Here is a 19,715-nt window from a genome sequence, read left to right on the forward strand (position 1 = left end):
ACCACCCGGCCCCCGTAGCTCAGTGGATAGAGCAGGCGCCTTCTAAGCGCTTGGCCGCAGGTTCGAGTCCTGCCGGGGGCGCTCTTTCCCTCTCCCTGCCAGACCCTCCGACTGGGGGGTCTTTTTCGCTGGTCGGGGGCATTTCACCTGCCCCGGCGATGCGCACCCGCACCACGGTCCCCGCCCATCACCCCCGTACAGCGGGCACCTCCGGGCCGAGGAGTTCGAGGGCCTCCTCCCAGCGGAAGCGCCCCGCCTCGCCGCTCTTCGGCGGATGGGGATCGTACGAGCCGACCAGGACCCCCATCTCGCGCAGTTGCCGCACGCTCCGGCCGTACGCGGGGTGGGCGGCCTGGGCGGAGTTCAGGTAGGGCAGGGCGGCGATGGGGACGCCCAGGCCGTGCGCCTCGCACAGGATGCCCAGCGCCAGGGTGTCGGAGATCCCGGCGGCCCACTTGTTGACGGTGTTGAAGGTCGCCGGCGCGACCGCGATGGCGTCGGCGGGCGGCAGCGGGCGCGGCTCGCCCGGCAGGCGCCAGGCGGAACGGATCGGGTAGCGGGTCTGGGCCTCGATGGCAGCCGGGTCGAGAAAACCCAGGCACTGTGGCGTGGCGATGACGCCCACCTCCCAGTTCGCCCGTTGCGCCGCGGCGATCAGCCGGCCCACGTCACCGGCGATCCCGGCCGCGCAGACGACGACGTACAGGAAGGGCTTCCCGGTTTCCCGGTCGGACCGATCACTCACGCGGGACCCCCGGTCAACGGATGAGGTGGTGGAGTCCGGCAGTGTACGGCCACGGTCGCGGGCGGATGCCGTCGTGGCCAACTCCCGTGCGGCACCCGGTCGGTCGCGTCCGGCGCAGACGGACCGCACCGGAGGGGCGCGCTCCCCGGCATCGGGGAGGGACGGCGTTCCGTGCGGGCGTCCCCGTCGCGCGGCGCACCCGGGGGACCGGGCCCGCGGTTCGAGGGCGTCGAGCGCGTCGCCACCGGGACCGGCCGGGGCGCACTCGACACGCGCCCACACAAAAGCACAGCTCCCCCTGTTAACGGTAGAAATACCGCATGGCAGGGATGAGGCGTTCGTCCGGACACTCCACGGCAGACGGGCCGGGGCCACCGGGCCGGCGGCCGGGGGTCCGCTCCCTGTGGGAGCCGCGCAGCGTGGTCGGGCAGATGTTCGCCTTCCAGCTGGTGGTGGTCGTGCTGCTCACCGTGGGCGCGATCTTCCTCCTGCTGCTGATGGCCCGCCGGGAGAGCGTCCAGGAAGCGGGCAGCCGCTCCCTCGCGCTCGCCGAGGGTTTCGCCGACGCCCCCGGAACGGCCGCGGCCATCGAGTCGTCGAACCCGACGGCGGTGCTCCAGCCGCGGGCGGCGAAGGCCCGCCGGGGCGCCGACGTGGACTTCGTCGTGGTGCTCGACCGCCAGGGCATCCGGCTCACCCATCCGCTGCCCGACCGGATCGGCAAGCCGAGTTCCACCCGACTCGCCCCGCTGCTCGCGGGCAAGACCGTGATGGAGGAGCGGCGGGGTTCGTTGGGCCCCCAGGTCCGCGCCTACGTGCCCGTGCGACGGGCGGACGGCACGGTGGTCGGTGCGGTCGGCGCCGGGGTCACGATCGCCCGGGTCAACTCGGCCGCCGCCGACCGGCTGCCCGTGGTCCTGACCGCCGCCGGCGCCGCCGTCCTCCTCACCACCGGGGCCGCCGCCCTGCTGAGCCGACGGCTGATGCGGCAGACCCACGGCCTGGGCCCCGCCGAGATCACCCGCATGTACGAGCACCACGACGCGGTGCTCCACTCGGTGCGGGAGGGCGTCGTCATCGTCGAGCAGGACGGGCGGCTGCTGCTCGCCAACGACGAGGCGCGGCGGCTGTTGGCGCTCCCCGTCGACGCCGAGGGCCGTGCGGTGGGCGAACTGGACCTCCCCGGAGCCGTGGCGGACCTCCTCGCCTCCGGTCGGGAGGCCACCGACGAGGTGCACCGGGTGCAGGGGCGCACCCTCGCGGTCAGCCAACGCCCCACCCAGGTCGCCGCGGGCCCCGCGGGCCGGGTCGCCACCGTACGGGACACGACCGAGCTGCTCGCCGTGTCCGACCGGGCGGACGCCGCCCAGCGCCGCCTTGAGGTCCTGCACGACGCGGGGGTGCGGATCGGCACCACCCTGGAAGTCCCGCGCACCGCGCGGGAACTGGCGGAGACGACCGTCGGACGGTTCGCCGACTTCGTCACCGTGGACCTGGTGGAGGCCGTGCTGCGGGGCGAGGAGATCCACGGGACGGAGCAGGAGGTGCGCCGGGTCTGCGTCGCCGGGGTGCGCGACGATCCGCCGCTCTACCCGGAGGGCAAACTGATCCGGCTGGCCCCCTCGACCCCGCAGGCCCTGGGCTTGGCCACCGGCAGGGCCGTCCTGGAACCCCGGCTCGCCGATGCGCCGGGCTGGCAGGCACAGGACCCGGAACGGGCCCGGCGGATCGTGGAGGAGGGCATCCACTCGCTGGTGACAGCGCCGCTGACGGCGCGTGGGGTGCTCCTGGGCATCGCCGGTTTCTGGCGTTCCGAGCGCCCCGAGCCGTTCGACGCGGACGACCGGGCCCTGGCGGAGGAGGTCGCGGCACGGGCGGCGGTCTCCCTCGACAACGCCCGCCGCTACACCCGTGAGCACACCATGGCCGTCACCCTGCAACGCAGTCTGATGCCGCGGTACCTGCCGGTCCAGGAGGCCGTGGAGGTCGCCTACCGCTATCTGCCGGCCGAGGCGGGCGTGGGCGGCGACTGGTTCGACGTCATCCCGCTGCCCGGGGGGCGGGTCGCCCTGGTCGTCGGTGACGTGGTCGGCCACGGGCTGCACGCCGCGGCGACCATGGGGCGGCTCCGGACGGCGGTGCACAACTTCTCCGCGCTGGACCTGCCGCCCGATGACATCCTCGGCCACCTGGACGAGTTGGTCGGCCGGATGGACCAGGAGCGCGGCGCCGGTGACGACGGGCTCGACGTCACGGGAGCCACCTGCCTGTACGCCATCTACGACCCGGTCTCCGGTGACTGCGCGGTGGCCCGGGCGGGGCACCCCCCGTTGGGGTTGGTGCTGCCCGACGGGCGGATGGAGTTCCCCGACGTTCCGGTGTCGCCGCCGCTCGGCGTCGGCGGTGGGCTGCCCATCGAGACCGCGGTGCTGCGGCTGCCGGCGGGCTCCCGGTTGATCCTCTACACCGACGGGCTGGTCGAGAGCCGTGACCAGGACATCGACGTCGGGCTCGCCCAACTGCACGACGCCGTCGCCGGACGGCCCGCCCTCGGCCCCGAGGAGACCTGCCGCGCGGTGCTGGCCGCGCTGCCGGGGGCGCGGCCCCGGGACGACATCGCCCTGCTGGTGGCGCGCACCCGACGGCTGGACTCCGAGCGCATCGCACAGTGGCGGGTGCCGTCCGACACCGCGGCCGTCGGCCCGGTGCGCAACGAGTGCGCCCGGCAGTTGCGGCAGTGGGGACTGGACGAGATCGCCTTCACCACCGAGCTGATCCTCAGCGAACTCATCACCAACGCCGTCCGCTACGCCACCCAGCCCATCACCGTGCGGCTGATCCACAGCGCCTCGCTGATCTGCGAGGTCTTCGACGGTTCCAACACCTCTCCGCATCTGCGCCGGGCCTCCCTCACCGACGAGGGGGGACGGGGACTCTTCCTGGTGGCCCAGCTCGCCGACCGCTGGGGGACCCGCTACACCGCCGACGGCAAGGTGATCTGGACCGAACAGTCACCGCACGGTCCGACCGCCCCGCCCGGCGGCCCCGACCCCGCCGACGTGCTGCTCGACCAGTGGGACCTGTGACGGGGCGCCCCTGGCCTCGCCGCCTGCCGGGCGCCGGTGGAACACTGGAACGTCCCAACGGGCCGGGAGGGAAGGGGAATCCGTGCGCATCGGGGAACTCGCCGCACTGGTCGGCACCAGCACGCGCGCGCTGCGCTACTACGAACAGCAGGGGTTGTTGACGTCCACCCGTGACGGCAACGGGTACCGGGAGTACGACGAGGGTGCGCTGGTGCGGGTCCGCAACATCAGGGAACTGCTCGGCGTGGGGCTGACCACCGAGGACGTCCTGGGCTATCTGGAACAGGGCTGTCTCGAACGGCCGCTGAGCCGGACCCCGCGCTGCACCGGCGAGTGGGAGACCATCCGTAGGCGGCTGGAGTCGCTGGACGGTCGGATCTCCCGGCTCCAGGAGACCCGGGACCGCCTCGCCCGGCACGGCGCCGAGGTGGAGGCCACCGCAGAGTAGTCGTAGGGGTCGTGTGGGGTGGTCGGTCCGTCGGTCGGCCCCTCGGTCGGTCAGCCGGTCGGCCCGTCGGTCGGGGAGGGCCTCGGTTGACCTTGACGCTAGCGTCAACGACCTAGCTTCGGCCCATGGCTTCTGAGGTGAAGGACCCGGCCGCCGGACGCGGTACGGGATGGCTGGTGTGTCTGCTGCTGACGACGTTCGTCATCGGAACGGACGACTTCGTGATCGCGGGCGTGCTGCCCGAGATCGCCGCGGACCTGGGGGTGAGCGAGGCGACCGCGGGCCAGTTGGTGACGGTCTTCTCGGTGACCTACGCCTTGGCCGCTCCCCCGCTCGCGGTGGCCACGGCCCGGCTGCCCCGCAAACCCCTGATCGTCGGCGGGCTGGCCGTCTTCGCGGTGGGCAACCTCGTCACCGCGCTCGCCCCCGGGTACGCCTCCTTGATGCTGCTACGGGTGCTCACCGCGCTGATCGCCGCGGCGGTCACGCCGGCGGTGTTCGCCATGGCCGGCAGCGCCGCCGCCCCCGAACGGGTCGGTCGCGCCATCGGGACGGTGGCCTCCGGGCTGACCGTCTCCCTGTTCGTCGGGGTCCCCCTCGGCACCCTGTTGTCCGCCGCCTTCGGTTGGCGCTCCACGTTCGTCGCCGTCGCCCTGCTGACCACCGCCGTCGCGCTGGCCTCCTGGTGGTTGCTGCCCGCGCTGCCCGGGGCGCCGGCGCTCGGGATGCGTCGACAACTGCGCGTGCTGTCCCGACCTGCCGTGCTGCTCGGGGTGGCCGGTACGGTCACCGGGGCGTCCAGCGGGATGCTGACGTACACCTACATCGCGCCACTCACCCATGATCTGACGGGCGATCGGGGCGCGGTCCTCGCCCTGCACATCGCGACCATCGGGGTGGCCGGGGCGCTCGGGACCTTCCTGTGCGGCCGACTGACCGACCGCTGGGGCGCCGATCGGGCCCTCCTGGTCACCTTCGGCGGTCTGGTGGGCACCACGGCCGTGCTCGCCCTGATCGGTGTCCTCACCGACGAGGTCCCCGGCTGGTCGCTCACCGTCGTCCTGGCCGTCTGGGGCTTCGCGAGCTGGGGGTTCAACCCGCCGATGAACACCCGCGCCCTGTTGTTGGCCCGGGGCGCCGAGGCCGAGGCCCTGGCGCTCAACACCAGCGGTCTGTACGTCGGCATCGCGGTGGCCGGGGCGGTCGGGGGTTGGGCGGTCTCCGCCCACGGCGGCACGGGGGTCGCGGTGACCGCCACCGGGATCGGACTGCTCGCCGCGCTCGTCATCGGCGCTTCCGTGCGCCGCCACCCCGCCGCCCCGGCCAGCGGCGCCACCGCGTCCACCGCCCCGCGGACGGTGGACGCGTCGCCCCAGTGACGTACGACTGCGGGGGGGCGCGGTGCCGTGGCAGGGGAGCGTCGTCCGCGGCACCGCGCGGCTCGGTGGGCCTACGTGGCCGCCGCCCCCAACTCGGCGAGCGCCTGGGCCCGGCGGACGTACTTCAGTTCCGCGAGTTGGGCGACCGTGGTGACGCCGAACGCCTCCGCCAGCAGCTCACCGTCCCGGTCGGACACGCCCTTGAGCGCCGAGACCGGTGCGTCCAGGATCTCCGGCAACGCCTTGTCGGCCCATGCCTTGTCCAACACCTCGTCCAGATCGACCGAAGCCATGTGTGTGTCCTCCCGGGCAGATCGGTGACGGGGTCCCCGTGACCCCAACTTCTACATGACTGTAGAAGCTTAGGGTGCGCCGGCGCGACGCATCGGCGCCATCGGTCCGACATCGATCCGAGTTGTCCGAAAACCGTCCCCCGGGGACCCGCTCCCCCTATCCTCTACACGTTTGTAGAAGACAGGGAAGGGAGTCACCATGGTGTTCAAGAGGTTGCTCGGCTCGATCGGCATCGGCGGTCCCACCGTGGACACCGTGCTCAGCCCCGGACCGGTACTGCCCGGCGCCACCCTCACCGGCGAGGTCCGGCTCCACGGCGGGAACGGCGACGTCACGGTCGACATCACCCTGGAACTGCTCGCACGCGTGGAAGTGGAGGCGGACGGGGGCGAGGGCCACGGTGACGTCGTCTTCGACCGGTACGCGGTCGGCGAGGACCTGCGGCTGCCCGGGGGCGAACCGCTCACCGTCCCGTTCTCGCTCACCCTGCCCTGGGAGACCCCGGTCACCGAACTGTACGGACAGCCCCTCGGGATCGTCCTCGGGGTGCGCACCGAGGTGGCGGTGGCCGGCTCCCGGGACAAGGGGGACCTCGATCCACTGACGGTCCGTCCGCTGCCCGCACAGGAAGCGGTCCTGGAGGCGTTCGGGCAACTCGGCTTCGGATTCGTCTCGGCCGACCTGGAGTACGGGCGGATCGGCGGCACCTCACAACAGCTCCCCTTCTACCAGGAGATCGAGATCAGCCCGGCCCCCCGGTACGCCCACGCGCTCAAGGAGGTCGAGGTGACCTTCCTCGCCGCCCCGCACGGGATGGACGTGGTGCTGGAGGCCGACCGGCGCGGTCACCACCACGGCGGCGACGCGCTGAACCGGTTCCCGGTGGCGTACGAGGACGTGGACCGTACCGACTGGAACACCGTGGTCGGGGGGTGGGTCGAACGACTGGTCCACGCGCACGCCCCGTACGCCGGCCCCGGCCCGTCCCAGCACCCGGGCGGCCACCACGAGGACCACGGCCACCGGTCGGGACCCGGGACGGGCGCCGTGGTCGCGGCGGGCGCGGCCGGTGTGGCGGTCGGTGTGGCGGGTGGACTCGTCGCGGCGGAGGTCGTGGACGAGGTCGGCGACCTGTTCGAGGACGAGGACTCCGAGGACTCCGAGGGCGACGGGGACTCCGGGGGCGACGGGGACTCCGGGGGCGACGACAGCTGAACCCGTCGCCCCGCGCCCCCGGGGATCACAGCGGAGTGGCCGCCTTGAGGATCAGGAAGAGCGTGACCGCGGAGTTCGCCGAGGACAGCGCGGAGGCCGTCGTCCCGGCGGCGGCGCACCACACGGCCAGCCCCACCGTGGTGGAGGGCGGTGGCCAGTTCCGTGCGGTCGGGGTGGGGCCGAGCAGCGCCGCCACCCGGCGCGGCACCGGACCCACCGCGGCGAACCCCGGAAGTGCCGTCGACGCCGGGGCGCCGCGGGAGACCAGGGCGGCCTTCCCGATCGCCCGGGCCACCACCCGACGGCTACCGACCGCCGTCGCCGCCTCCTCGTCCGCCCATCGTTCCGAGGTGTAGCCCACGGCCGAACGCAACGGGCGCAGCGCCGGGTTGGCGAGCGCGGCGAGGCGGACCGTACGGAGGTGGCGGTGGTGGCGCGCGGTGAGGTGGGCCCGTTCGTGGGCGAACAGGGCCCGGCGTTCCCGGGACGTCAGGGCGTTCAGCAGGCCGGTGGTCACCACGATCCGGTCGCGACCCGGGCCGCCGGGCAGCGCATGGGCGTACGGGCTGGCGTCCGGCAGCACCACGACGGGGGTGGGGCGCAGCCCGGCGAGCGCCCGGGCGGCAGTGCGACGGGTCCGGCGCTCCCGCCACAGCTCGCGCAGACAGTAGGTCAGGACCACGACCAGGGCGGGGATCGCGCTCTTCCCAGCGATCTCGTCGTAGGGCACCGCCGCCCGCACCTCGGGGTCCGACCAGCCGTCGGGCAGCGGATTGCCGGGGAGTTGGGCGGTGCCGACCACCACCAGCAGGGCCAGGCAGAGGGTGCTGCACAGGGCGCACACCGCGGCGACGGCGGTCAGCAGCCGGGTGGCCGTACGCGGGTGCAGGTGCTGCTCGGCGAGCCGTGCGATCGGCCAGGCGCTGAACGGCAGGACGAGCGGCAGGAACACGAAGACGCCCACGTGTTCAGTCTTCCTCCTGGGCCAGCAACGCGCGCAGGGTTCGCTCGTCGTCCTCCTCCAGGGAGGTGACGAAGCTGGCGAGTACGGCTTCCCGGTCCTTCTCCGCGTCGAGCACCCGCCGCATCCGCAGGGCGGCGAGGTCCGCCTCGCTGGCGCCCGAGGTCCAGACGAAGGACCGGCCCGCGCGTTCCCGGGCGACGGCGCCCTTGGCGTGCAGCCGGGTCAGGATGGTGATCACCGTGGTGTAGGCCAGGTCCTGGCCCAGTCGTTCCTGCACCCAGGCGGTGTTCACCGGGCCGGGTGCGCCGCGCAGCGCGGCCAGGACTAGCGCTTCGAGTTCGCCCTGGGCCCGGCGGCGGGAGCGCCGCCCGGGGTCACGGCCCGGCTCGTCCGGCATGTGCGGCTCCCTTCGGGCTCGGTGTGCGCGTACGACGCGGGGGCGGCGGGGCGCGGAACGTTTCATCCTAGCCAGCGGCGCCGCGGTTGAGGGGGGAGGCGGGGACGCGGGAATGTGGGGATGCGGGGGTCCGCGTGGATAAACACCGCTATGGGATACCTCCGTGGGGAGGCTCCGCGCCTTGCTACACAGAGGACATGATCGAGAACAACACCCCACGCGCCCGCCGCACCCGCCGTCAGCTGGCCGCCTCGCTCGCCGCCGTCGCGGGTTCCCTGACCCTGCTCGTCGTCTCCCCCGCATCCGCCGTGGCACAGGACGCCTCGGTGACCGCCGTCGCTGCGGCGCCCGACCGGCAGGCGGGGCACCGGCCGCTCGACCGGGTCACCTCGCTGCTCGCCGAACGGCTGCTCGTCGCCGACAAGGTGGCCGCCGCCAAGTACGGGACGTCGCTGCCCATCGAGGACCTGGTGCGCGAGCGGCAGATCCTGGACGACGTGGCCCGGCGGTCGGCCGCGCTGGGCCTCGACCCGGTGCGTACGAGTGCGGTGTTCCGGGACCAGATCGAGGCCGGCAAGAACGTGCAGCGGGCCCTGTTCGCCCGCTGGGACGCGCACCCGCAGGAGCGGCCCGCCGAGCGACCGGACCTGGCGCGGGAGGTGCGGCCGGTGCTCGACCGGATCACCACGGAGTTGCTGGCGGCGCTCACGTCCTCCGGGCCGGCGCGCGCGGCGGCCTCCTGCCGGTTCGCGGTCACGGTGTCGGCGGCGGGGCAGGTGCACGTCCGGGACCTCGACCGGGTGCACGCGGTGAACCTGTTCCGCGGGTTGCGCAACGTCTGCACCGGCTGAGACGCCGGGGGCTCCGTCGTTCCGGAGGATCAGCCGCGGCCGGTGCGCGCACGGGCTCCGGGAGCGAACCGGGGACCTCCGGCGTGGTGGCGTCGGAGGTCCCCGTTCGTGGGGCGGACGGCGGCGGACCGGTCTAGGACACGATGTCCTTGCGCCCGAAGCCCCGGAAGGCCAGCGCGAACAGGACGACGGCGTAGGTGATCGACACGGCCGCGCCCTGGATCATGCCGCCCCACTCCAGCCGGGGCTGCACCGCGTCCGCCCAGGCGAACTGCCAGTGCGCCGGCAGGAAGTCGCGCCAGTCGCCGAGCGCGGTGACCGCGTCGAGGACGTTGCCGACGATGGTCAGCCCGACCGCCCCGCCGACCGCGCCGAGCGGGGCGTCCGTCCGGGTGGACAGCCAGAACGCCAGCCCCGCGGTGACGAGTTGCGAGACGAAGACGTACGCGATGACGATGACGAGCCGCTGGGCGGCGGTGCCCGCGTCCAGGGTGCCGCCGGTCGGGATCTCCAACGGGCCCCACCCGTAGACGACGGTGCCCACCAGGAGGCCGACGACCGGGAGCAGCACGATGGCCGCGAGGCTCATCCCGAGGGCGACGACGAGCTTCGACCACAGCAGCCGGGCCCGGGGCACGGGCGCGGCGAGCAGGTACCGCAGGGAGGACCAGCCCGCTTCGGAGGCGACGGTGTCCCCGCAGAACAGCGCGACGGGGATCACCAGCAGGAAGCCCGCCGAGACGAACAGGCAGGTGGCGGCGAAGTTGGCGCCCGAGGCGGTGGCGGTGTCCATGAGGGAGATCCGGTCGCCGGCGTCCCCCCGCTCGTCGGGGCTGCCGCCGATGGCGAACGCCACGGCGAGCACGAACGGCAGCAGCCCGAGGACGGCGCCCATGACGAGCGTCCGCCGGCGCTTGAGTTGGCGGACCAGTTCCACCCGGACCGGGAGGGTGCCGCGGGCCCGGTAGCCGGGCGCGGTCGCTCGTGCCGGGACGGCGTCGTCGACGTGCACGGCCGTGTTCCCTTCGTCGGTCGGGCGGTGCCCGGGGCCGGTGGTCAGGTCGGCGCTCACCGCTGGCCTCCGATCAGGTTCAGGAAGGCGTCCTCCAGCCTGCGGTGCGGTCCCATCGAGGTGACGGGCACCTCCAGCCGCACCAGGTCCGCGAGCAGGGTGCGGGACTCCTCGGGGCCGACCTGCGCGAGGCGGACCAGCAGCCCGCCGTCCGCGCGGTCCGCCGAGGTCACCCCGGGCAGTGCGGCGATCTTGTCGACCAGCGGGTCGGACACCTCGTCCGCGAGCCCCACGTGCAGGGCGTCCCCGGAGCCGGCGATCTCGGCGACGGGGCCGGCCTGGACGAGCCGTCCGCGGTCCATCACGACGAGGTGGGTGCAGGACTGCTCGACCTCGGACAGCAGGTGGCTGGAGACGATCACGGTCCGGCCGCCGGCCGCGTACCGGATCATCACCTCGCGCATCTCGCGGATCTGTGGCGGGTCGAGTCCGTTGGTGGGTTCGTCGAGGATCAGCAGATCGGGCAGGCCGAGCATCGCCTGGGCGAGCGCCAGGCGTTGCCGCATGCCCTGGGAGTACGTGCGGACCGCGCGCCCGAGCGCGTCGCCGAGGTCGGCGATCTCCAGGGCTTCGGCGAGGTGGGCGTCGGTCGCGGGGCGGCCGGTGGCGCGCCAGTACAGCTCCAGGTTCTCCCGGCCGGTGAGGTGCGGCAGGAAACCGGCGCCCTCCACGAAGGCCCCGACGCGGGACAGTACGGGGGCGCCCGGGCGGATGGCGTGTCCGAAGACGCGCACCTCGCCCCGGTCGGGTCGGATCAGGCCCATGAGCATGCGCAGGGTGGTGGTCTTGCCCGCCCCGTTGGGTCCGAGGAGCCCGAGCACCTGCCCCTTCTCGACCCGGAAGGACAGGTCGCGCACCGCGTACCGGTCGGTGGACCGGGCGTAGCGCTTGCTCAGGTCGGTGATCTGGAGCGGCACCTCGGCGAGGTCCGGGTCCGGGGCGGCGGCCGAGGTGCGGCGGCGGCCGGTGAGCAGCAGCGCGGCGGCGAGGGCGATGCCGGTCAGCGGGAGCGCCCAGACCCAGGTGGCGAGGGGTGCGGCGGCGGTGCTGACGTCGGGGGCGGTGGGTACCGCGAGGTCGCCGCGGAGGGCGACGGTGTACCGGGCGGGGGCGGTGGGTGAGGCGTACCCGAGGTCGGTGGAGGAGACGGCGAGGCGCAGGCGGTGGCCGCGCTGCACCTCGTGGTCGATGGCGGGCAGGGTCAGGGTGACGTCCTTGCTCTTGCCCTTGCCCAGGCCGTCGACGCGGACGGGGGCGACGAGCCCGGCGGGCAGCACCTGCTGTGCGCCGCCGGGGCCGACGTCGTACAGCTTGCCGAACAGCACGGCGTGGTCGCTGGTGGAGCTGACCCGTATCCGTACCCGGGAGGTGCCCGTGATGCGGACGTCGTCGGTGAGGGGCTTCGAGTCGAAGCGGGCGTACTGGCCGGGGAAGTCGAGGGAGAGGCCGACGCCGAGTGCGGAGAGCTGGGACAGTCCGCCGCCGGCCGCGCCGAGGCCGGGCAGTCCGGAGATCGCGGGCGGGCTGGCGCCCGCGGGGTTGTCGAAGGTCTGCGGGCGGCCGGTCAGGGCGAAGGAGCGGGGGTCGCCGGTGAGGCCGGGGTAGGTGTCGCCGGTGACGCCGCGCAGCCGGGCGGCGCCGTCGGTGGAGTCGAGGCCGCCGGTGCGGGTGACGCGGAACGCGGGCCCGGTGTCGGCGTTCTCGTCGCCCTTGAGGTGACGGTCGAACCAGGCGTTGACGCGGGCCTCGACGCGGTCGGTCTCCTGGTCGCCGCCGTCGTGCCCGCCGGGGGTCCAGTCGACGGCGACGGGTGCGCCGTTCGCCCGGATCGCGGTGGCCATGGCGTCGGCCTGGTCGAGGGTGAAGAGGGAGTCGGTCTGGCCCTGGACGAGCAGGGCGGGCGCCTCGATCCGCTCGCTCACCGCGGACGGGGAGCGCTCCTCCAGTACGGCGCGGGCCTCGGCGTCCGGTTCCCCGCGCTCGGCGACCCGCTCGTACATGCGGCACAGTTCGGGGGCGAAGCGGTCGCAGCCGCCGCCGGTGTTGACGAAGAGTCCGGCCCAGGTCTTCTTGAAGACGCCGCCGGGGAAGAGTGCGTCGGCGAGGTTCCCGTAGGTGATCCGCGGGGCGATCGCGTCGACCCGCTCGTCGTGTCCGGCGGCGAGCAGCGAGACGGCTCCGCCGTAGGAGACGCCGGACATGCCGACGCGCGGGTCGCCCTTGCCGTCGAGTCGGACCTCGGGGCGCTCGGCGAGCCAGTCGATGAGCCGGGAGACGTCGGCGACCTCGCCGTCGGGGTCGTTGAGGCCGATGCGACCGCTGGACTCGCCGAAGCCGCGGGCGGACCAGGTGAGCACCGCGTAGCCGTCGCGGGCCAGGTCCTCGGCCTGGGCGCGGACGTCGCCCTTGTCGCCGCCGAAGCCGTGGCCGAGCAGGACGGCGGGGCGTCGGCCGGCCTCGCCGGAGGTGAAGTACGAGGTGTCGATGCGGGCGTCGCCGGTGTCCACGACGCGGTCGGCGCGGTGCACCTCGGGCGGTTCGTCGGAGGCGGTGGCCGTCCAGGTTCCCGCTGCGGCGATGAGCGCGACACCGGCCACGGCGGCGAGCGTCCGCCGGGGGCGGCGGAGCCGGGGTGGCCAGGGCGTTCGGAAGTCCATGCGGTCCACCGTAAGCTGCGGCGCCGACCGGCCGTGCGGCCCGGGGGGTGAACCGTGCCGCCTCCCCGGGGAGTACCCGGGCGCCGCGGCTACCGCGGGTGCGGTACGCGGCGGCCCGGGCCGCGTGCGGCTCAGTGGTTGCGGGGGAACCCGAGGTCGACGCCGGCGGGGGCGTCGGCGGGGTCGGGCCAGCGGGTGGTGACGACCTTGCCGCGGGTGTAGAAGTGCGTCCCGTCGTTGCCGTAGACGTGGTGGTCGCCGAAGAGGGAGTCCTTCCAGCCGCCGAAGGAGTGGTAGCCGACGGGGACCGGGATCGGGACGTTCACCCCGACCATGCCGGCCTCGACCTCCAGTTGGAAGCGTCGGGCGGCTCCCCCGTCCCGGGTGAAGACGGCGGTGCCGTTGCCGTACGGCGAGGCGTTGATGAGGGCGAGCCCCTCGTCGTACGAGTCGACCCGCAGCACGCACAGCACCGGGCCGAAGATCTCGTCGCGGTAGGCGTCGGAGTCGACGGACACCCGGTCGAGCAGGGAGATGCCGATCCAGTGCCCGTCCTCGTACCCCTCGACGGTGAAGCCGGTGCCGTCGAGGACGACCTCGGCGCCCTGGGCCGCCGCGCCGGCCACGTAGGAGGCGACCTTGTCCCGGTGGGCGGCGGTGATCAGCGGGCCCATCTCGGAGGCGGGGTCGTCACCGGGGCCGATGGTGATCTTCTCGGCCCGCTCCTTGATCTTCGCCACGAGTGCGTCGCCGACGGCGCCGACGGCGACCACCGCGGAGATCGCCATGCAGCGTTCCCCGGCGGAGCCGTAGGCGGCGGAGACGGCCGCGTCGGCGGCGGCGTCCAGATCGGCGTCGGGCAGCACCAGCATGTGGTTCTTGGCGCCGCCGAGCGCCTGGACCCGCTTGCCGTGCGCGGTCGCGGTGCGGTGGATGTAGCGGGCGATGGGGGTGGAGCCGACGAAGGAGACGGCGGCGACGTCCGGGTGCTCCAGGAGGCGGTCCACGGCGACCTTGTCCCCGTGGACGACGTTGAACACCCCGTCCGGCAGTCCCGCTTCGGCGAACAGTTCGCCGAGCCGCACCGCCGCCGAGGGGTCCTTCTCGGAGGGCTTGAGGACGAAGGTGTTCCCGCAGGCGACGGCGAGCGGGAACATCCACAGCGGGACCATCGCCGGGAAGTTGAACGGGGTGATGCCGACGACGACCCCGAGCGGCTGGCGGATCGCCGCCACGTCCACGCGGCTGGCGACCTGCGTGGACAGTTCGCCCTTGAGCTGCACGGCGATCCCGCAGGCGAGGTCCACGATCTCCAGGCCGCGCGCGACCTCGCCGAGCGCGTCCTCGTGGACCTTGCCGTGCTCGGCGGTGATCAGCCGGGCGATCTCGTCGCGGTGGGCGTCGAGCAGCGCCCGGAACCGGAACAGGATCGCGGTGCGCTGGGCGAGCGAGGAGGTGCCCCAGGTGGCGAACGCCTCCCGGGCGGCGGCGACCGCCGCGTCCACCTCGTCGACGTCGGCGAACGCGACCCGGGTGGTGGCCCGTCCGGTGGCGGGGTCGGTGACCGGGCCGTGGGTGCCCGACGCGCCTTCGACGGCCTTCCCGCCGATCCAGTGGTGGACGGTCTTCGTCATGACGGATCCCTAACTCTCGCGGGGCCGGTGGTGGCGTTCCCCACCTGGCGCGGCGGGTCCTGGCCCCGGTCACAGCGGTCGGTGGCGGGCGGCCACCGACCGTTCGTACTCCTCGCGGGCCCGGACGGCGGACGCGCGGGTCGCCGTCGCGGCCACGGGCACATCCCACCACGCCTGCGCCGGGGGCGCGCCCGACACTGTGTCGGGCGTTCGGGTCTCCGTGTAGACACATGTGGGGACGTCCGAGGCGCGGGCGGTCGCGAGCGCTTCGCGCAGCTCACCGACGGTCCTCGCGCGCAGCACCCGCATGCCGAGGCTGGCGGCGTTGGCGGCGAGGTCCACCGGCAGCGGGTCGCCGGTGAGGGAGCCGTCGGCGGCGCGCTGCCGGTAGGCGGTGCCGAAGCCCTCCCCGCCGACGGCCTCGGAGAGTCCGCCGATCGAGGCGTACCCGTGGTTCTGGAGGATCACCAGCTTGAGGGGGACGCCCTCCTGCACGGCGGTGACGATCTCGGTGGGCATCATCAGATAGGTGCCGTCGCCGACGAGCGCCCACACGGGCCGTCCCGGGGCGGCGAGGCAGACCCCGATGGCCGCCGGGATCTCGTAGCCCATGCAGGAGTACCCGTACTCCAGGTGGTACTGGTCGCGGGACCGGGTCCGCCAGAGCTTGTGCAGGTCGCCGGGGAGCGAGCCGGCCGCGTTGACGAGCACGTCCTCGCCGGTGACCAGGGCGTCGAGGGCGCCGAGCACCTGGGTCTGGGTGGGGCGTGCATCGGGATCGGGCGCGGCGTACGCGCTGTCGACGCGCGCCTCCCAGCGGGCCTTCGCGCTGGCGTACTCGGCCGCGTACGCCGGATCGGGTGCGGGTCCGCCGTCCTCGCGGAGGGCCCGGGTGAGTGCCGTCAGACCCGCCCGGGCGTCCGCGACCAACGGCAGTCCGGCCATCTTGTGGCCGTCGTACGGCGTGATGTTGAGGTTGAGGAAGCGCACCCCGGGCGGGAAGAGGGTGCCGGACGCGGTGGTGAAGTCGGTCCAGCGGGTGCCCACCCCGATGACCAGGTCGGCGGTGCGGGCGAGCGCGTCGGCGGTGGCCGTCCCGGTGTGCCCGATGCCGCCGACGTCGGCGGGGTGGTCCCAGTCGAGCGCCCCCTTGCCGGCCTGGGTGGCGGCGACCGGCGCCCCGGTCGCCTCGGCGAAGGCGCGCAGCGCGTCCTGGGCGGCGCTGTGCCGCACCCCGCCGCCGGCGATGACGAGGGGCCGCCGGGCGGCGCGCACCGCGGCCACCGCCGCCGCGAGTTCGACGGGGTCGGGCTCCGGTCGGCGGACCGTCCAGACCCGCTCGCGGAAGAACTCCACGGGCCAGTCGTACGCCTCGGCCTGCACGTCCTGCGGCAGGGCGAGGGTGACCGCCCCGGTGGCCGCCGGATCGACCAGGACCCGCACGGCTTGGAGGGCGGCCGGGACGAGTGCCTCCGGCCGGGTGATCCGGTCGAAGTACCGCGACACCGGGCGCAGGCAGTCGTTGACGGACGCGTCGCCCGCCCACGGCACTTCGAGCTGTTGCAGGACGGGGTCGGCGGGGCGGGTCGCGAAGGTGTCGCCGGGCAGCAGCAGGACCGGGAGGTGGTTGACGGTGGCGAGGGCCGCGCCGGTGACGAGGTTGGTGGCGCCGGGCCCGATGGAGGTGGTGACGGCGTGCGTGGACAGTCGCCCGCTCTGCCGGGCGTGGCCGACCGCCGCGTGCACCATCGCCTGTTCGTTGCGGCCCTGGTGGAACGGCATGGCCCCGCCGTGTTCCAGCAGTGCCTGGCCGATCCCGGCGACGTTGCCGTGGCCGAAGATTCCCCAGGTGGCGCCGATCAGCCGGTGGCGCTGCCCGTCGCGTTCGGTGTGCTGGACGGTCAGGAAGCGGACGAGCGCCTGGGCGACGGTGAGCCTGACGGTGCCGGTCATCGGTGCCTCGTCGTGGGTGGGGTGGGTGCGGGGGTGCGGGGTGTCCGGTCGGGCGGTCACCGGTAGCCCTCCGCGTGGTCGGGGTGGAAGGTGATCCGCCACTCCCGTTCGGGACCGGGGCCCGCCATCACGTTCAGGTAGTACAGGTCGTGGCCGGGCGCGGCGATCGACGGGCCGTGCCACCCGTCGGGCACCAGCACCGCGTCACCGGTGCGCACCTCGGCGAGCACCCGGGCGCCGCCCTCGCGGGACGGGGACACCTGTTGGTACCCGAAGCCGGGGCGGCCGTCCGGGGAGGGTCGGCAGGCGAAGTAGTAGATCTCCTCCAACTCCGACTCCCGACCGGGCAGGTGCTCGTCGTGCTTGTGCGGCGGGTAGGAGGACCAGTTGCCGCCGGGGGTGACGACCTCGACGGCGATGAGGCGGTCGCAGACGAAGGCGTCGGCGGCGGCGAAGCCCCGCACCTGTCGTGCGGTGGTCCCGCTGCCGCGGTGTTCGAGGGGAACCTCCGGCGCGGGGCCGTAGCGGGCGGGGAGTCGGCGCTCGCACTTCGCTCCTGCCAGGGCGAAGTGGCCTCCCGCACCGGAGGCGATCTGGGCGTGGGCGTCACGGGGGAGGTACGCGAAGTCGGTGACGCCTTCGAACACATCCTGTCTGCCCGTCAGTTCGATGATGCCGCCCTCGACCATGATCGTGCAGCCACCGGAGAGCGGGAGCACGATCCATTCGCTGTCGCCGGTGGCGAATCCGTGCCGTTCCCCCGGCCCGAGGGTGAGCACCCGCAGGCTCGTACGGGCCCATCCGGGGCGCCGGGGGCCGATGTCGAGCTCGTACGGATCGTTGCCGGCGGTGCCGCTGGGGAGGTGGAGGCCACTGTCGTTCATGGGGTGCCCCTACCCGTCGGACGGGCGTCGCTCCCGCGCCCCGGCCCGCCGTTCACAGCAGTGCGACGGCCCGGTCGACCGCCGCCGTGACGTCGTCGTCCACCGGGTACAGCAGTGCCCGGCCGACCACCAGCCCCCGCACGGTCGGCAGGCGCAACGCGGCACGCCACCGGTCGTAGGCGGCGTCCGGGTCGTCGCCCACGTCACCCCCGAGCAGGACGGCCGGAAGGGTGGTGGTCTCCATGACCCGGGCCATGGCGTCGGGGTCCTCGGTCACCGGCACCTTCAGCCAGGTGTACGCGGAGGTGCCGCCGAGACCGGAGGCGACGGCGAGGGACTTGGCGACCGCCGCGGGGCTCAGGTCGGTGCGCAGCGTCCCGTTCTCCCGCCGGCACAGGAACGGTTCCACGAACACCGGGAGCTGACGGCGCGCCATCGCGTCGACGGCGCGCGCGGCGGCGTGCAGGGTCCGCAGTGAGCCGGGGTCCTCGTAGTCGAGGCGCAGCAGGAGCTTGCCGGCGTCGAAGCCCAGCCGGGTCAGGTCGCGGGGTCGGTGTCCGGTGAACCGGTCGTCCAGTTCGAAGGCGGAGCCGGCGAGCCCGCCCCGGTTCATGGAGCCCATGACGACCTTGCCGTCGAGGGCGCCGAGCAGCAGCAGGTCGTCGAGGACGTCGGCGGTGGCGAGGACCCCGTCGACGCCGGGGCGGGACAGCGCCTCGCAGATCCGGGCGAGCAGGTCGGCGCGGTCGGCCATGGCGAGGGCGCGGTCGCCGACGGCGAGGGCACCGCGTGCGGGGTGGTCGGCCGCGACGAGCAGCAGGCGTCCGGAGTCACCGAGCAGGGGCCGGCGTCGGCGGCGGGCGGCGGCTTCGGCGATGGCCCCGGGGTGTCGGGCGCGGGTGTGGGCGAGGGCTCCCGGGTCGATGTGGGGGCGCTCGCCCCGGGGTGCGCGCGGGGCGCCCGCCGTCGCCCTCATCGGACCTCACCCGCCGTCAGCGCGGCCTCGATCTCCGCGGGTACGGGCATCGCCGAGGAGCACTCCAGCCGGGAGGCGACGATCGCGCCGGCGGCGTTCGCGTACCGCATGGTGCGTTCCAGGTCCCAGCCGGACAGCAGCCCGTGGCAGAGCGCCCCGCCGAACGCGTCACCGGCGCCGAGGCCGTTGAGCACGGTGACGGGCAGCGGCGGCACCTCGGCGCACTCCCCGTCCGCGGCGAGCGCCAGCACCCCCTCGGGTCCCTGTTTGACGACGGCGAGCGCGGCGCCCGCCGCGAGCAGTGCCTCGGCCGCCGTCCGCGGGTCGCGCTCCCCGGTGGCGACCTCCACCTCGTCGAGGTTGCCGACGGCGACGGTGGCGTGCCGCAGGGCCCGTTCGTAGAGGGGGCGGGCGGTCGCCGGGTCGGTCCAGAACATCGGCCGCCAGTCGAGGTCGAAGACGGTGACGGCGTCCGGCCCGGCGGTCCGGGTGCGGTGGGCGAGGGCGGCGAGGGTCGCGGCCCGGCTCGGTTCCTCGCTGAGTCCGGTGCCCGTCATCCAGAAGACGCGGGCGTCGGCGACGGCCGCGAGGTCCAGGTCGTGCGGGTGGATCTCCAGGTCGGGGGCCTTGGGCCGCCGGTAGAAGTAGAGCGGGAAGTCGTCCGGTGGGAACACCTCGCAGAAGGTGACGGGCGTCTGGCCGCCGTCGACCGGGGTGACCCAGCGGTCGTCCACCCCGAACTCCCGTAGCGCCCGGTGCAGGTAGGCGCCGAAGGCGTCCGGGCCGGTGCGGGTGATGACCGCCGTCCGGCGGCCGAGTCGGGACGCCGCCACGGCGACGTTGGTCGCGGAGCCCCCGAGGAACTTGCCGAAGGTCGTCACCTCGGCGAGGGGCACGCCGGTCTGGAGCGGGTACAGGTCCACGCCGATCCGGCCCATCGTGAGGACGTCGAACCGGGGGTCGGGGGCGTTCGGGGACCCGACCCCGTGCAGCGGGGCGTCGCGGGGCTCCTCGCCCTGCCCGCCGTCGTCCCGAGGGTCGGCCAGCCGCACGCCGTCGTCCTGCGGGTCGGTCACCTGCACGTCGCCCCTTCCCGGTGTACGGGCCGGTGTCGCCGCGCACCGCGCTCGCGCACCCGGTCACACCGATGTGGTGCCCCC

At 74.2% G+C, this 19,715-nt stretch carries 16 protein-coding genes and 1 tRNA gene; 6 read left to right on the top strand and 11 right to left on the bottom strand.

Features of this window, described 5'->3' with window-relative positions; genetic code table 11:
• Positions 1–8 precede the first annotated feature (8 nt).
• Positions 9–81: transfer RNA gene (locus ACFWIA_RS10490), tRNA-Arg, on the top strand.
• Positions 82–187: 106 nt separating this feature from the next.
• Here the strand turns inward: ACFWIA_RS10490 and ACFWIA_RS10495 are convergent.
• Positions 188–745: a flavoprotein gene (locus tag ACFWIA_RS10495; RefSeq protein WP_387002422.1), complete on the bottom strand. Its 558-nt coding sequence runs from the start codon at positions 743–745 to the stop codon at positions 188–190.
• 320 nt (positions 746–1,065) lie between these two features.
• Between ACFWIA_RS10495 and ACFWIA_RS10500 the strand changes: the two genes are divergently transcribed.
• From ACFWIA_RS10500 to ACFWIA_RS10510, 3 genes are all read left to right on the top strand, one after another.
• The gene (locus ACFWIA_RS10500) at positions 1,066–3,831 is read left to right on the top strand and encodes a SpoIIE family protein phosphatase (protein WP_387002424.1); all 2,766 of its coding nucleotides are present in this window, start codon (positions 1,066–1,068) and stop codon (positions 3,829–3,831) included.
• A gap of 82 nt (positions 3,832–3,913) precedes the next feature.
• On the top strand, positions 3,914–4,279 hold the full coding sequence (locus ACFWIA_RS10505) for a MerR family transcriptional regulator (RefSeq protein ID WP_387002425.1): 366 nt from the start codon (positions 3,914–3,916) through the stop codon (positions 4,277–4,279).
• A gap of 125 nt (positions 4,280–4,404) precedes the next feature.
• Positions 4,405–5,658 carry an MFS transporter gene (locus tag ACFWIA_RS10510; protein WP_387002427.1) on the top strand — a complete coding sequence of 418 codons (1,254 nt, stop codon included), beginning with the start codon at positions 4,405–4,407 and terminating at the stop codon, positions 5,656–5,658.
• Positions 5,659–5,729: 71 nt separating this feature from the next.
• On the opposite strand, the gene ACFWIA_RS10515 is transcribed toward ACFWIA_RS10510, so the two are convergent.
• Positions 5,730–5,951 (bottom strand): hypothetical protein, encoded by a 222-nt coding sequence (locus ACFWIA_RS10515; RefSeq protein ID WP_387002429.1) that lies wholly within the window; start codon positions 5,949–5,951, stop codon positions 5,730–5,732.
• 199 nt (positions 5,952–6,150) lie between these two features.
• Between ACFWIA_RS10515 and ACFWIA_RS10520 the strand changes: the two genes are divergently transcribed.
• Entirely contained in the window at positions 6,151–7,167 is a 1,017-nt protein-coding gene (locus ACFWIA_RS10520; protein ID WP_387002431.1) for a sporulation protein, read from the top strand.
• Between the two features lie 25 nt (positions 7,168–7,192).
• Here ACFWIA_RS10520 and ACFWIA_RS10525 read toward each other — a convergent pair whose 3' ends face one another.
• Positions 7,193–8,131: a M56 family metallopeptidase gene (locus ACFWIA_RS10525; protein ID WP_387002433.1), complete on the bottom strand. Its 939-nt coding sequence runs from the start codon at positions 8,129–8,131 to the stop codon at positions 7,193–7,195.
• 4 nt (positions 8,132–8,135) lie between these two features.
• Positions 8,136–8,528: a BlaI/MecI/CopY family transcriptional regulator gene (locus tag ACFWIA_RS10530; RefSeq protein WP_387002435.1), complete on the bottom strand. Its 393-nt coding sequence runs from the start codon at positions 8,526–8,528 to the stop codon at positions 8,136–8,138.
• A gap of 197 nt (positions 8,529–8,725) precedes the next feature.
• On the opposite strand from ACFWIA_RS10530, the gene aroQ reads away from it, so the two are divergent.
• On the top strand, positions 8,726–9,379 hold the full coding sequence (gene aroQ, locus ACFWIA_RS10535) for a gamma subclass chorismate mutase AroQ (RefSeq protein WP_387002437.1): 654 nt from the start codon (positions 8,726–8,728) through the stop codon (positions 9,377–9,379).
• Positions 9,380–9,512: 133 nt separating this feature from the next.
• On the opposite strand, the gene ACFWIA_RS10540 is transcribed toward aroQ, so the two are convergent.
• The 7 genes from ACFWIA_RS10540 to iolC form a co-directional block, all read right to left on the bottom strand.
• On the bottom strand, positions 9,513–10,391 hold the full coding sequence (locus tag ACFWIA_RS10540; protein WP_387002616.1) for an ABC transporter permease: 879 nt from the start codon (positions 10,389–10,391) through the stop codon (positions 9,513–9,515).
• Positions 10,392–10,447: 56 nt separating this feature from the next.
• Positions 10,448–13,108, bottom strand: coding sequence for an alpha/beta fold hydrolase (locus ACFWIA_RS10545; RefSeq protein ID WP_387002439.1), 2,661 nt, complete (start codon positions 13,106–13,108; stop codon positions 10,448–10,450).
• A gap of 131 nt (positions 13,109–13,239) precedes the next feature.
• A complete protein-coding gene (mmsA, locus tag ACFWIA_RS10550) occupies positions 13,240–14,742 on the bottom strand; it encodes a CoA-acylating methylmalonate-semialdehyde dehydrogenase (protein ID WP_387002441.1) in 1,503 nt (500 codons plus the stop codon).
• Positions 14,743–14,811: 69 nt separating this feature from the next.
• The gene (iolD, locus tag ACFWIA_RS10555; protein WP_387002617.1) at positions 14,812–16,695 is read right to left on the bottom strand and encodes a 3D-(3,5/4)-trihydroxycyclohexane-1,2-dione acylhydrolase (decyclizing); all 1,884 of its coding nucleotides are present in this window, start codon (positions 16,693–16,695) and stop codon (positions 14,812–14,814) included.
• A gap of 56 nt (positions 16,696–16,751) precedes the next feature.
• Positions 16,752–17,579 carry a 5-deoxy-glucuronate isomerase gene (iolB, locus tag ACFWIA_RS10560; RefSeq protein WP_387002443.1) on the bottom strand — a complete coding sequence of 276 codons (828 nt, stop codon included), beginning with the start codon at positions 17,577–17,579 and terminating at the stop codon, positions 16,752–16,754.
• 52 nt (positions 17,580–17,631) lie between these two features.
• A complete protein-coding gene (locus ACFWIA_RS10565) occupies positions 17,632–18,555 on the bottom strand; it encodes a deoxyribose-phosphate aldolase (RefSeq protein WP_387002445.1) in 924 nt (307 codons plus the stop codon).
• Complete coding sequence (iolC, locus tag ACFWIA_RS10570) at positions 18,552–19,547, bottom strand: 5-dehydro-2-deoxygluconokinase (RefSeq protein ID WP_387002619.1); 996 nt, start codon at positions 19,545–19,547, stop codon at positions 18,552–18,554. The genes ACFWIA_RS10565 and iolC overlap by 4 nt, the downstream gene beginning before the upstream one ends.
• Positions 19,548–19,715 lie beyond the last annotated feature (168 nt).

The organism is Streptomyces sp. NPDC127068, assembly GCF_042724695.1.
Taxonomy (GTDB): Bacteria; Actinomycetota; Actinomycetes; order Streptomycetales; family Streptomycetaceae; genus Streptomyces.

Excerpts from the sequence above, each read along its gene's own strand:
- mmsA (WP_387002441.1), bottom strand. The coding sequence starts at position 14,742 with ATGACGAAGACCGTCCACCACTGGATCGGCGGGAAGGCCGTCGAAGGC.
- ACFWIA_RS10545 (WP_387002439.1), bottom strand. The coding sequence starts at position 13,108 with ATGGACTTCCGAACGCCCTGGCCACCCCGGCTCCGCCGCCCCCGGCGG.
- ACFWIA_RS10515 (WP_387002429.1), bottom strand. The coding sequence starts at position 5,951 with ATGGCTTCGGTCGATCTGGACGAGGTGTTGGACAAGGCATGGGCCGAC.
- aroQ (WP_387002437.1), top strand. The coding sequence starts at position 8,726 with ATGATCGAGAACAACACCCCACGCGCCCGCCGCACCCGCCGTCAGCTG.
- ACFWIA_RS10565 (WP_387002445.1), bottom strand. The coding sequence starts at position 18,555 with ATGAGGGCGACGGCGGGCGCCCCGCGCGCACCCCGGGGCGAGCGCCCC.
- iolB (WP_387002443.1), bottom strand. The coding sequence starts at position 17,579 with ATGAACGACAGTGGCCTCCACCTCCCCAGCGGCACCGCCGGCAACGAT.
- ACFWIA_RS10530 (WP_387002435.1), bottom strand. The coding sequence starts at position 8,528 with ATGCCGGACGAGCCGGGCCGTGACCCCGGGCGGCGCTCCCGCCGCCGG.
- iolD (WP_387002617.1), bottom strand. The coding sequence starts at position 16,695 with ATGACCGGCACCGTCAGGCTCACCGTCGCCCAGGCGCTCGTCCGCTTC.
- ACFWIA_RS10510 (WP_387002427.1), top strand. The coding sequence starts at position 4,405 with ATGGCTTCTGAGGTGAAGGACCCGGCCGCCGGACGCGGTACGGGATGG.
- ACFWIA_RS10500 (WP_387002424.1), top strand. The coding sequence starts at position 1,066 with ATGGCAGGGATGAGGCGTTCGTCCGGACACTCCACGGCAGACGGGCCG.
- ACFWIA_RS10520 (WP_387002431.1), top strand. The coding sequence starts at position 6,151 with ATGGTGTTCAAGAGGTTGCTCGGCTCGATCGGCATCGGCGGTCCCACC.